The sequence below is a fragment of the Exiguobacterium sp. BG5(2022) genome (genome assembly GCF_031844365.1).
Taxonomy (GTDB): domain Bacteria; phylum Bacillota; class Bacilli; order Exiguobacteriales; family Exiguobacteriaceae; genus Exiguobacterium; species Exiguobacterium profundum.
In genome coordinates this window covers 1-12,925 of record NZ_JAUZVB010000002.1, presented here as the reverse complement: position 1 = coordinate 12,925, position 12,925 = coordinate 1, and the positions used below count along the sequence as shown (strand labels likewise).

At 46.0% G+C, this 12,925-nt stretch carries 11 protein-coding genes; 7 read left to right on the top strand and 4 right to left on the bottom strand.

All coding sequences use genetic code 11. The features are described 5' to 3' along the window. The 4 genes from Q9R25_RS10410 to rpmH all read right to left on the bottom strand — a co-directional run bounded on the left by Q9R25_RS10410 (position 1) and on the right by rpmH (position 2,246). A complete protein-coding gene (locus tag Q9R25_RS10410) occupies positions 1-546 on the bottom strand; it encodes an HdeD family acid-resistance protein (protein WP_031424079.1) in 546 nt (181 codons plus the stop codon). A gap of 101 nt (positions 547-647) precedes the next feature. After that, positions 648-1,508 (bottom strand): membrane protein insertase YidC, encoded by an 861-nt coding sequence (yidC, locus tag Q9R25_RS10405; protein ID WP_015880218.1) that lies wholly within the window; start codon positions 1,506-1,508, stop codon positions 648-650. Between the two features lie 104 nt (positions 1,509-1,612). Then, positions 1,613-1,957, bottom strand: a complete 345-nt coding sequence (rnpA, locus tag Q9R25_RS10400; protein ID WP_015880217.1) for a ribonuclease P protein component — start codon at positions 1,955-1,957, stop codon at positions 1,613-1,615. Positions 1,958-2,111: 154 nt separating this feature from the next. Then, on the bottom strand, positions 2,112-2,246 hold the full coding sequence (rpmH, locus tag Q9R25_RS10395) for a 50S ribosomal protein L34 (protein ID WP_015880216.1): 135 nt from the start codon (positions 2,244-2,246) through the stop codon (positions 2,112-2,114). 764 nt (positions 2,247-3,010) lie between these two features. Between rpmH and dnaA the strand changes: the two genes are divergently transcribed. From dnaA to Q9R25_RS10360, 7 genes are all read left to right on the top strand, one after another. Continuing rightward, positions 3,011-4,390 (top strand): chromosomal replication initiator protein DnaA, encoded by a 1,380-nt coding sequence (gene dnaA / locus Q9R25_RS10390; RefSeq protein WP_015880215.1) that lies wholly within the window; start codon positions 3,011-3,013, stop codon positions 4,388-4,390. A 196-nt stretch (positions 4,391-4,586) separates the two neighbouring features. Next, positions 4,587-5,726 (top strand): DNA polymerase III subunit beta, encoded by a 1,140-nt coding sequence (dnaN, locus tag Q9R25_RS10385; RefSeq protein ID WP_026824743.1) that lies wholly within the window; start codon positions 4,587-4,589, stop codon positions 5,724-5,726. A 126-nt stretch (positions 5,727-5,852) separates the two neighbouring features. Further along, complete coding sequence (yaaA, locus tag Q9R25_RS10380; RefSeq protein WP_015880213.1) at positions 5,853-6,068, top strand: S4 domain-containing protein YaaA; 216 nt, start codon at positions 5,853-5,855, stop codon at positions 6,066-6,068. 1 nt (position 6,069) lies between these two features. Beyond that, entirely contained in the window at positions 6,070-7,188 is a 1,119-nt protein-coding gene (recF, locus tag Q9R25_RS10375) for a DNA replication/repair protein RecF (protein ID WP_159563190.1), read from the top strand. Positions 7,189-7,237: 49 nt separating this feature from the next. After that, positions 7,238-9,166 (top strand): DNA topoisomerase (ATP-hydrolyzing) subunit B, encoded by a 1,929-nt coding sequence (gene gyrB / locus Q9R25_RS10370; RefSeq protein WP_074035264.1) that lies wholly within the window; start codon positions 7,238-7,240, stop codon positions 9,164-9,166. Positions 9,167-9,188: 22 nt separating this feature from the next. Next, entirely contained in the window at positions 9,189-11,756 is a 2,568-nt protein-coding gene (gene gyrA, locus Q9R25_RS10365) for a DNA gyrase subunit A (protein WP_015880210.1), read from the top strand. Positions 11,757-11,813: 57 nt separating this feature from the next. After that, the gene (locus tag Q9R25_RS10360) at positions 11,814-12,803 is read left to right on the top strand and encodes an HD-GYP domain-containing protein (protein ID WP_196431642.1); all 990 of its coding nucleotides are present in this window, start codon (positions 11,814-11,816) and stop codon (positions 12,801-12,803) included. Positions 12,804-12,925 lie beyond the last annotated feature (122 nt).

Genomic DNA, 12,925 nt, shown 5'->3' with positions numbered 1-12,925 from the left:
TTAGTATCTTGCTTGGCGTTTCGTCGAACGAATCGTGAAATAGAGGAACAGTTCCAGTATCGCGATGGCGATGAGAATGCCGCCGAACAGTTGGAACAAGACAAGTAGACTACTGAACGGATTCGTCAACATGAGAATCCCGACACCTATCCACAACAGACTTCCAATCAAAAACCAAAGCCATCGTCCCGACATCGATTGACGGTAACCGAGTGCCTGAATCAGGCGGATAATTCCACCGAATAAGAACAGGGCCCCGATTAAGATAGGCAAGAGACTCGCTAACGTTTCAGCGAAGAAGAAGACGACCGCTGCCAAAATCAAATAGATGAGACCCATAAAGAAAGTGGGTGGCAACCCTCCCTGACGTCGACGCAACCCTTGAAAGATCATCCAAATCCCCATGATTGCTAAATAACCGGCAATGACATACACCATGACATCAAAGAAAAATCGAGGGTATAGCAGAATGAGAACACCAAGTACAAAATAAATGACCGCTTGCCATAACGTCGAACGTTCCAAACGCTGAATGAATGCCTCCATTTTCCCACACCTCCGTTTACTCGTTTCTATCTCTATTCCCCTCTGACCGGCTTGCAATCCCACAAAAAAAGCTGAGCGTCAGAAGACACTCAGCTTAGCGATTATTTACGCTTTTTCTTTTTGTTTTTCTTTTCTTCTTCAGCAAGCGCTGCACGCTCTGCTTCTTTCGCAGCGATTTTCGCTTCAGCCGCAACCTTCATCTTCTCACGCATCGGGAGCATGATTGCCATCGTGACGATGATCGAGATGATATAACCGACTACCCAGTATAACGAAAGGGCAGCTGGGAGGTTGATCGACATGACGAAGATCATAACCGGGAAGATATAAAGCATCATCTTCAACTGCGGGTTCTGTTCTTGACCCGCCATTGAGATTTTTTGTTGTGCGAACGTCAAGATTGCCGCTAAGATCGGCAAGACGAACGTTGGATCCGGAGCACCGAGGTCGAACCATAAGAAGTTCGCTTCGAAAATCTCAGGTGTACGGCGAATCGCATCATAGAATGCGAAGAGAATCGGCATTTGAATCAAGATCGGCAAACATCCCGCGAGCGGGTTGATTTGGTATTCCTGATAAAGCTTCATCATCTCTTCTTGGAGTTTACGTTGTGTTTCCTGGTCTTTTGAGCTGTACTTTTCACGAAGCTTCAGCATTTCTGGTTGCAACACTTGCATCGCACCCATACTCTTCGTCTGCTTGATCATGAGTGGGAGAATCAATAACCGGACGATAATCGTCGCGATGATGATTGAAATCCCGTATTGCCACGGGCCACCGACCAAGTAAGCAACTTCCTTCAAAAGCCATGCGAGCGGCCATACAAAGTACTTCGCCCAGAAACCTTCTGTGTCAGCCGTTACTGGTTCGGCTTGGATGGTAGACGGATCCACACAGCCTGCCATCAGCATGATGACCGCGGTCATGGCAGCGAGTAATCCTAATTTTAGCTTTTTGCTCATAGTTCCTCCTACGCTTTCTTTATCAATTCTTTTTAACGCACACGTCGATCGGGCAATCTTATCAGACTCTAATTATATGAGAGAACAAATTCAGATTGTCATGGTCACCGGCCCTGCTTTTGCCAAACCTTGGCCCGTTTGAATACGTGTTTCAAACTCTCGGTTACTTCCGACTGCGTCAATGCGGTCGCAGGTTTTCGAGCGATGATGACATAATCATTCGGTGCAACGTTTGGTTCGAGCAAGCGAAGCGACTCACGCATCAATCGTTTCATCCGGTTCCGTTCCACAGCATTTCCAAGTTTCTTACTGACGGAAAGACCCACTCTGAAATGCGTTTGATCCGCTTTGAGCGTGTAGACGACAAACTGACGATTGGCCACGGAGCGTCCTTCGCGAAACACCGCTTGGAACTCTTCATTCTTTTGCAGGCGGTATTCTTTTTTCAAAATTCTCACTCCATCCTTCGCTTCAAAAATCGTCAACTAACATCATATCATATCCACATCATTTGAACGAGGGAGAATCCATGAAATACTACGTTTCTGTGACAAACTAAAAAATTGCCCGAGGAAAGGATCCCCGGGCAATCTTCATTCAGAATTATACAGTCAAGGCTTTACGGCCTTTACGACGACGAGCAGCAAGAATGTTGCGACCGTTTTTAGTCGCCATGCGTGCACGGAATCCGTGAACTTTCTTACGCTTACGGTTGTTAGGGTTGAAAGTTGGTTTCATGGTTACAGCACCTCCTCAAGATTAACGCTCTATTAGCAAGTTATAGTTTCATTTAAGGCAGTCTTTAAGATTATATAAATCGATTCAACAATTGTCAATGTATTTTCGGATGGTTTTCGAATTCGTAGAATGAGGCACTCAGAAAGCATTCATCCACATGGATTCGATCCTTATCCGAAGGACGAGTAGGGGATGAATGTATACACAACCTTTACGTATTTTATAAACGGTCTTTATAAATAGCCACGTTGAGCCATTTTATCCACAAAATCTCGAAGTTATCCACATTTATATGTGAATAACTCCTCTTTTTTCATATTCTTATTCTTTATTTTTTCATTTTCTTCTTTTACAAAAACAATCTTTCATTTCACTTCTTCCTCTTTTGTGTATAACTTTTTCATCTCATATTCTATCATTAGTGCTTTATCCACAATATATCCACAGGTTATCCACAAAACACACAGCATGTGGATAAGTGGGTGTGGATACTTTTCTTTATCTGTGGATAAATACCAAAAAGCATTGCCACGTCTATTTTATTTTGCTAAACTGAATGTGCACAAACTTGTGGATGAACAATTCGTGATTCCAAGATATACACAGGCTGTGGATAAGTGTTATCCCCATAATGAACACCATGTGGATAACTTTATCCACAGTTTTTGTTCTCTGGGGATAACCCTAGTTTCTACTATAGAATAGTGTATGTGTATATCGTGTGAATAAGTTTTACCCAACATGTGAGTAAAGGAGGTCTTTCATTGAAGAATGCTCGCGAGATTTGGAGAAATGTCTTATCGGTAATCGAGGAAGAAGAACGAACTCCAAAAGCCAGTTTTGACATGTGGTTGAAATCAACCGAGGGGATATCATTGATGGGAACGACGCTCGTTGTGTCGGCACCCGCCAGTTTTATCGTCACGTGGTTAGAGCGACAGTATCTCTCTCTGTTACAAGATACGGTTGAAGAGATCACAAACAACAAGCTTGAAATTCATTTCATCGAGGAATCTCAAGCACACAAGTATGCTCCAGCGGATGGATCGTCAAATGAGTCCATCGCCGTGACAGAAACAAAAGAACAGCCCGTGCTATTACCTTCAAAAGAGGAAGGGGATCTTGGTCAACTGAATGACAAATACATTTTCGAGACGTTTGTCATCGGATCGGGGAACCGTTTTGCCCACGCCGCATCACTTGCTGTCGCTGAAGCACCTGCACGCGCCTATAACCCGCTCTTCATTTACGGAGGCGTTGGACTTGGTAAAACACATTTGATGCATGCGATTGGTCATTATGTAAAAGGTCAAAAACCGGGGGCTCGCATTGCCTATGTCTCTTCTGAGAAGTTCACAAATGAATTTATCAATTCGATTCGGGATAATAAGACCGGTGAGTTTCGGAACCGTTATCGAAACATTGATGTACTATTGATTGATGATATTCAGTTTTTAGCAGGGAAAGAACAAACCCAAGAAGAGTTTTTCCACACATTCAATGCATTGCACAACGATCAGAAACAAATCGTGATTTCAAGTGATCGACCACCAAAAGAAATCCCGACGCTAGAGGATCGACTTCGTTCACGCTTTGAATGGGGCCTAATCACAGACATCACACCACCGGACCTTGAGACGCGAATTGCGATTCTTCGCAAAAAAGCGACCGCGGAAGGGCTTGATATCTCGAATGAAGTCATGCTGTATATCGCGAATCAAATCGATACGAACATTCGGGAACTAGAAGGGGCACTGACACGAGTCGTCGCTTATGCAAAACTTGTCGGACGACCAATCGACCCGGACGTGGCAGCCGAAGCGCTTCATAATATCATGCCTGTCCAGGAAGCGAAGAAAATTGTCATTCGCGATATTCAAGAAGTTGTCGGTCAACACTTCAACATTCAAGTAGAAGAATTGAACTCGAAAAAGCGAACCAAGACGTTGGCATTCCCACGTCAAATCGCAATGTATCTCTCGCGGGAGATGACGGAGAGCTCCTTGCCAAAAATCGGGGAAGAGTTCGGAGGGCGTGATCACACGACTGTGATTCATGCACATGAAAAAATTAGCACCCTTCTAAAGAACGATGTGGAAATGCAAGAGACGATTCAAACGTTGAAGAAGGCACTTTCTAACTAATGAAGAATTCTTTGTGGATATCCTGTGGATAAACCACCTTAGTTATCCACAAGTTATTCACAGGCGAAATGGCTTAACACGTATGGATTAGGGGACTTATCCCCAGTATCCACAGCCCTTATTACTATTATGACTTAATTAATACTATTATATTATTAGGAAATGGACTCATTTCACCTTAGGAGGAATTATCCACATGCATTTAACGATTCAACGAGATGTATTCATGCAAGCCGTACAAGACGTATCAAAAGCTGTGGCTTCACGAACGACCATTCCAATTTTGACAGGCTTGAAACTTGAGGCACATGCGGATGGCTTAACACTGACAGGAAGTGATACCGAGATTTCGATTGAACGCTTGATTCCAATCGAAGAGGGTGGAATTGAACTCATTCAAATTCAACGTGCTGGAAGCGTCGTGTTGAACGCACGCTTCTTAGGAGAAATTGTGAAGAAGTTACCGACGAACGAGGTCACACTCGAAGTTTCACCGAACTTCATGACGCGCATTGAGTCTGGTCAGGCAGAGTTCCATTTAAACGGTCTCGACCCGGATGAATATCCACGCCTACCTGAACTTGCGAGTGATCGTCGCTTCTATTTGCCGGCTGATCTATTGAAGACCATCATCCGTCAGACGAGCTTCGCTGTTTCTTCACAGGAGACACGTCCCGTATTGACAGGGGTTAACTTCTCAGCAGAGAAGGGCTTCCTTACATGTGTCGCAACCGATAGCCACCGTCTGGCGCTTCGTCGTGCGCGATTTGAGACAGATAACGATTTGACGTTCCAAAATGTCGTCGTTCCTGGTCGCTCACTCAACGAATTGGCAAAATTACTCGACCGTGAAGAGTTGCCGATTGAAATCGTCTTAACGGACCAACAAATTTTATTCCGTATGAAAAACATCTCATTCTTCTCTCGTTTGTTAGACGGTGCCTATCCAGACACGTCACGTCTCATTCCGGAAGAATATCGCACAGCCGTTCGGATGAATGCGAAAGAGTTCTTACAGGCCATTGACCGTGCATCGCTCTTAGCACGTGCCGATCGCAACAACGTCATTAAATTTGTGGCGGAAGATACAACGGCAGTTGAAGTCTCTTCACACTCGCCGGAAGTCGGAAAAGTGTCGGAACGTGTCAGCATCCTGTCGCTTGAAGGAGAAGAACTAAAAATTTCCTTCAACTCGAAATTCGTGATGGACGCGCTCCGCGCACTCGATGCATCTGAAATCGAAATCCAGTTCACGGGTTCGATGCGACCGTTCATTTTACGACCGGTTGAACAAGATAGTGTTCTTCAACTGATTTTGCCAGTCCGCACATCGTAAGCTGCGGATAGGGATGATGAGGTGTCTTGCCTTGTCATCCCTCTTTTTGCCTTATTCGACGATTTTCGATAAACTAATATGTATGGCGATTTTTTCAGATCAGCATGTGAGAAAGGAAGTGACGACATGGAAAAAGTGTCGATTACAACCGAGTATGTAACGCTCGGACAATTTTTAAAATTAGCAGATATCATCTCAAGTGGGGGACAAGCAAAGTTCTTTTTAGAGGATGTCATGATTAAAGTGAACGGTGAGCAGGACCAGCGCCGCGGTCGTAAATTAAGAGATGGAGATACAATCGAAGTCGAAGGCTTCGGGGAATATCAAATCGAGGGAAACTGACGTGCATTTAAAGTCGATCCGATTGCAAAACTATCGCAACTACGAAACCCTCGAGCTAGATTTTTCAGAACAGACGAATGTTCTGATTGGTGAGAACGCCCAAGGAAAAACGAATCTTCTCGAATCGATTTACGTACTTGCGCTCGCAAAATCGCATCGGACGACACAAGACCGTGAGTTAATCGGTTGGGAAGCCGATGCTGCGAGTATCGAAGGACGGATTCATAAACGGACGGGCGAATCGGTGCAGAGTCTCTCTTTTTCTCCTAAAGGCAAGAAAGCAAAGCTCAATCATTTGGAACAACGTCGTCTCAGTGACTATGTCGGCGCATTTAACGTCGTCTTGTTCGCCCCAGAAGACTTAGCCATCGTGAAAGGCAGTCCGCAAGGGAGACGGCGATTTTTAGATATGGAAATCGGTCAGGTCAGTCCGGTGTACTTACACGAGCTCAATCAATACTTGAAGACGTTGAAACAACGGAACGCCTTGTTGAAGCAGTTATCCACAAAAGGTGGCGACGAAACGTTACTTGAAGTCTTGACGGATCAATTGATTGAACTTGCCGTAAAAATTGTGATGAGACGCTATCACTTCATCGACCAGCTCGAAAAATGGGCCAATCCCATCCATTCCGGAATCACAAGAGAACTCGAAACACTGACGATTCAATACGTTTCCGACACGTTCCAAAAAGAACGCTTCTCAAAAGAACAGATGTTTGAAACGTATCGTCAAAAGTTTGATAAAATAAGAGAGAACGAACGACGAAGAGGTGTGACCTTATTTGGTCCGCATCGTGACGATTTTGAATTGTATGTCAACAATCGAAACGTTCAAACGTTCGGTTCACAAGGTCAGCAACGAACGGCGGCCTTGTCATTGAAGCTAGCTGAGATTGAATTGATTCATGAAGAAGTAGGCGAATATCCTCTGTTGTTATTAGACGATGTGTTATCTGAGCTTGACGATCATCGCCAAACCCATCTCCTCGATACGATGGGACGGAAAGTACAAACGATTTTGACTACAACAAACATTGACGGGATTGCACATGAGACCATTCAACAAGCTAAAGTGTTTCACGTGAAACAAGGTGAGGTTGAAACGGAGTCCGTGTAATCGTGGCAAGAAGGAACACCAAATCATGTATAGTAGGTGAAAATAACCGATGAGTAATGAAAATGAAAAAGAATTGCAAGCGTACGGCGCCGATCAGATTCAAGTCCTTGAAGGCTTAGAGGCTGTCCGTAAACGTCCAGGGATGTATATCGGTTCCACAAGCTCTCGCGGTCTCCACCATTTGGTATGGGAGATTGTCGATAACTCAATCGATGAGGCGCTCGCTGGTTATTGTGACACGATCACAGTGACGGTCGAGCCTGGGAACTCAATCGTTGTTGAAGACAACGGACGTGGGATTCCGGTCGATGTTCAAAAGAAAACGGGTCGACCTGCCGTTGAAGTTATTTTCACGGTGTTGCACGCAGGTGGTAAGTTCGGCGGTGGCGGATACAAAGTATCAGGTGGTCTTCACGGTGTCGGGGCGTCGGTTGTTAACGCCTTATCGACGAAACTTGAAGTGTTCGTTCGTCGCGATGGAAACGTATATTACCAATCGTTCAAACGTGGTGTTCCACAGGGTGAACTCGAAATCGTCGGGACGACCGACACGACAGGGACGACGGTCCGCTTCTTCCCAGACGGGGACATCTTCCAAGAAACACTCGAATATGACTTTGATCTGTTAGCGACACGCTTACGTGAGCTCGCCTTCTTGAACAAAGGGTTACGAATCGTGGCTAAAGATGATCGTAGTGACGAGACGATTGAGCGGAACTATCACTATGAGGGCGGAATCAAGTCTTATGTCGAGCACTTGAACCGCTCAAAAGCGTCGATTCATGAGGAGCCTGTGTACGTACACGGTACGAAAGACGGAATCGAAGTCGAGATCGCGCTTCAATACAACGAAGGTTTCGCAAGTAACATTTATTCATTCACGAACAACATTCCGACGCATGAAGGTGGGACGCACGAGACTGGATTTAAGACGGCGCTCACCCGTGCCATTAATGATTATGCGAAGCGATTCGGATTGATGAAGGAAGCCGATGGTAGCCTCTCAGGGGATGATGTCCGTGAAGGATTGACGGCGATTGTTTCGGTCAAGCACCCTTCTCCTCAGTTTGAAGGGCAGACGAAGACAAAACTCGGGAATGCCGATGCGCGTACGGCAACGGACACATTGTTCAGCGACACGTTCGAACAATTCCTACTCGAGAACCCGTCGGTCGGTCGCCTCATTGTCGACAAAGGCTTGATGGCGGCACGTGCGCGTCTTGCTGCGAAACGTGCACGCGAGATGACACGTCGGAAAGGGATTCTCGAAGTCAGTTCATTGCCAGGGAAATTGGCAGACTGTTCGTCAAAAGATGCATCGAAATCTGAACTATACATCGTTGAGGGTGACTCAGCGGGAGGTTCTGCGAAATCTGGACGTGATCGTCACTTCCAAGCCATCCTTCCGATTCGAGGAAAAATCATCAACGTTGAGAAAGCACGTCTTGATAAGATTTTGGCCAACCAAGAAGTCCGGACCATCATCACGGCTCTCGGAACAGGGATTGCCGATGAGTTTGACTTATCGAAAGCGCGCTATCATAAACTCATCATCATGACCGATGCCGATGTCGATGGTGCGCACATTCGGACGTTATTGTTGACGTTCTTCTATCGTTACATGCGCCCACTCGTTGAAAGTGGATATGTTTATATCGCGCAACCACCACTCTATGGTGTGAAGCACGGGAAAGAAACCATCTACGTTCAAAACGACCGTGAGTTGCAGGCAGCGATTGCACAACTTCCTGAAAATGCACGTTATAGCGTTCAACGTTACAAGGGTCTCGGAGAGATGGATCCTGAACAGTTATGGAATACGACGATGAACCCGGAAACACGTTCGATGCTTCGTGTCGACCTGCAAGATGCAATCGAAGCGGATGAAATCTTCGAAACGCTCATGGGTGACAACGTCGAACCACGCCGTGACTTTATTCAATCTCACGCCCATTACGTGAAGAACCTCGATATTTAATAAGAAGGGTAGGCAATAACGAATGGCAGAACAAGAAAATATCAAGGATATAAATATTAGCCAGGAGATGCGAACGTCGTTCATGGACTACGCGATGAGCGTCATCGTATCACGTGCCCTTCCGGACGTGCGAGATGGATTAAAGCCGGTTCACCGTCGTATTTTATATGCGATGAACGAACTAGGTATTCGCGCGGACAAGCCACATAAGAAGTCGGCGCGTGTCGTCGGGGACGTCATCGGTAAGTACCACCCACACGGTGACTCAGCCGTTTATGAGACGATGGTCCGCATGGCTCAGGACTTTAGTTATCGCTACGAATTAGTCGACGGTCACGGGAACTTCGGTTCAGTCGATGGCGACTCGGCCGCTGCGATGCGTTATACCGAGGCACGTATGTCTAAAATTGCGATGGAACTCGTACGAGACATCGGAAAAAACACGATTGATTATCAACCAAACTTCGATGGTGAAGAAAAAGAACCAGTCGTACTTCCGGCACGTTTCCCGAACTTCCTTGTGAACGGGACGAGCGGGATTGCCGTTGGTATGGCGACGAACGTTCCGCCTCATAACTTGAACGAGGTCATCGACGGTGTACTGGCGCTTTCTCACAACCCGGACATCACGATTGCAGAATTGATGCAACATATCCCGGGTCCTGATTTCCCGACTGCGGGAGAGATTTTGGGACGTAGTGGGATTCGTCGTGCATACGAAACTGGACGTGGATCGATTACGATGCGTGCGAAAGCTGAAATCGAGGTCTTGAAAAATGGCCGTGAACGGATCCTCGTGCACGAGATTCCTTACCAAGTCAACAAAGCGCGTCTCGTTGAAAAGATTGCCGATTTGGTTCGCGACAAGAAAATCGAGGGAATCACGGACTTACGCGATGAATCAGACCGTAACGGGATGCGCATCGTGATTGAAGTTCGCCGCGACGCGAATGCGAGTGTCATCTTGAATAACTTGTACAAGCAAACACCGATGCAAACGACGTTCGGTGTTAACATGCTCGCGCTTGTAGGCGGTCGTCCAAAAACGTTGAACATCAAACAAGCAATCTATTACTACATCGAACACCAAAAAGAGGTCGTGCGTCGTCGGACGCAATTCGATTTAGACAAAGCGGAAGCACGTGCCCACATTTTAGAAGGTCTTCGTGTTGCCTTGGATCACTTGGATGAAGTCATCGCCATCATCCGTAGCACACGCACAGGTGACGAGGCTCGTGAAAAGTTGATTGCCCGCTTTGGACTTTCGACTGAACAGACGCAAGCAATCTTAGATATGCGTCTCCAACGCTTGACTGGTTTGGAACGTGAGAAGATTGAAGGCGAATATCGTGAAGTGAAAGCGTTAATCGAAGAACTTCGTGCGATTCTCGGAGACGAAGAATTGCTACTCGATATCATTCGTAACGAGTTAATCGAAATCAAAGAGCGATATGGTGATGCTCGTCGTACGGTGATTCGTACGGATATCGTTGAACTCGAGGACGAAGATTTGATCCCAGTTCGCGACATGATGATTACGCTCACGAGCGAAGGATATATCAAGTCGATCCCATCGGATTCATATCGGACACAGCGCCGTGGTGGACGTGGGAAACAAGGTATGGGAACGAACGATGAAGACTTTGTGCTTCGTCTGCTCTCCGCGTCGACACACGATACCATCCTGTTCTTCACCAACTTCGGACGCGTCTTCCGTCTCAAAGGATACGAAATTCCTGAGATGAGCCGTACCGCGAAAGGGATGCCGATCATTAACTTGCTGCAAATCGACAAAGGTGAAAAAGTCGAAACGATGATTCCTGTCGATTTCAATAGTTACTTGGCTAACCAAACGGTAGCGGAAGAGACACAGGATGAGTCTGAAGAAGTAGCAGACGAGCAGTTGTCTCTCGTCTTCATCACGAAAGAAGGATTGATTAAGCGTTCGCCACTTTCGGCATACGCCCGAATCAACAAAAACGGTCTACGTGCCATCAGTTTGAATGAGACAGATGAACTCGTCACGGTCCGTTTAGCGAAGAGCGACGATGAAATGTTGATCGTCACACGCCAAGGTATGTCGATTCGCTTCCCACTCGAAGGAGAAGTTCGTTCGATGGGACGTACGGCACGAGGCGTTCGCGCGATTCGATTGAAGAAGGAAGACGATTTGGTCGTCTCGATGGAAATCGTTCGCACCACGCAAGACGTCTTGATTATCACTGAAAAAGGATACGGAAAACGTACGGCCATGGAACAGTTCCGCACACAAGGTCGTGGCGGTTCCGGTATCATCGGAATTAAGACAGATCGTGGAACAGTCGTCGGGATGCGTGTCGTTGATGAAGACGATGACATCATGCTGATGACCGAACTCGGTGTTGCGATTCGGATTGATTCACAAACGATCTCTCAAATGGGTCGAAGTACTCGCGGTGTGAAAGTGATGAACATCGAAGAGGGCGATCGTTTAGCGACTATCGCAAAGTTGAAAAAAGATGAGTTAGAAGAGGAATCAGCAGTCGATTTGGAGAATGGGTTTGAGGATGAAGCACCTGAAACCGATGAATCGTCTGATGTGAATGAGTAAGACGAGAGGTCGAACGGTGTTTCCGTTCGATCTTTTCATATATTAGGAGGGATTCGCGTGCGTTTGAACTTATCCACTGTACATGTTGGGATGACGCTATTGTCACCCGTTTCTTCTTTAGAAGCCGGAATCCACTTAACCAATGAACATTTACGTTTGCTCCGTTTCTTAAAAATCGAAGATATCGATGTCGCACCTGTTGAACAGAAGCTCTTCACGTCTAAAGAAGAACAGCGCCTCTGTAATCAGGTCCTTCAATATGAGAAGCATTATAATCAGTGGGAAGAACGGATCGCACCTAACCCATATGAAGGTCTAGAATTCATTCATCAACTATTTCGTCAGGAAGTTCCGCTTACAGCGATCGTTCATTTCTTTACGCATCAGCCGTTGCGGAAAAATCATGTCATTTACCATTCCGTCTATCGAGCGCTCGTCGCCCGTGCCTTATCGAAATATCGAGGGGACGAACATCAACTCCAATTTGATTACGGGATTGCTTCTTATTTTGCAGATGCGAGCTACGCTAAAATTCGGAAATGGTCTCATATGCGTTATTTCACAAAAATGGAACGGGAGCTATTGTATCAACACCCACTCGTTTCGGCATCGATGCTCCCGAGTACTCAAACGTTACGAGGAAGAGTGTATCAATTGATTACCGAGCATCATGAGCGATTGGATGGATCCGGGTTTCCAAAACGTCTGACGGAACGCGAGTTGAATCCAGCCTCTCCTCTATTTATTGTCGCCGATCGCTTCTGTCAGTTAACAGCACCCCGAACGTTCCGAAAGCCGCTCTCTCCAGAGGAAGCATATTTCTATATGTGGCAGAACAAAGCCTATGATGGAGAAGCTTTGTCGCTTCTTGCGACATTACTTGGATTTTATGAAATCGGTCGCCCTGTTTTATTGAGCAGTGGAGTACGAGGAACGATATATGCCTATACGAATCGTGTCGAACAACCGATTGTGCTTGAAGCGACAGGGGAGAAAGAATATGATTTATCGCGATTAACCGATGTGAGCATTGTTGCATTTCAATAAGAAGAAACTAGCGATTCCATTCAACAAAATGAAATGGAATCGTCTTTATTTATTCTTTTTTAAAAAACTTTCTTTTTATAGTTGACGGATATAATTACAGGTGCTATTATAAATGAGTCGCT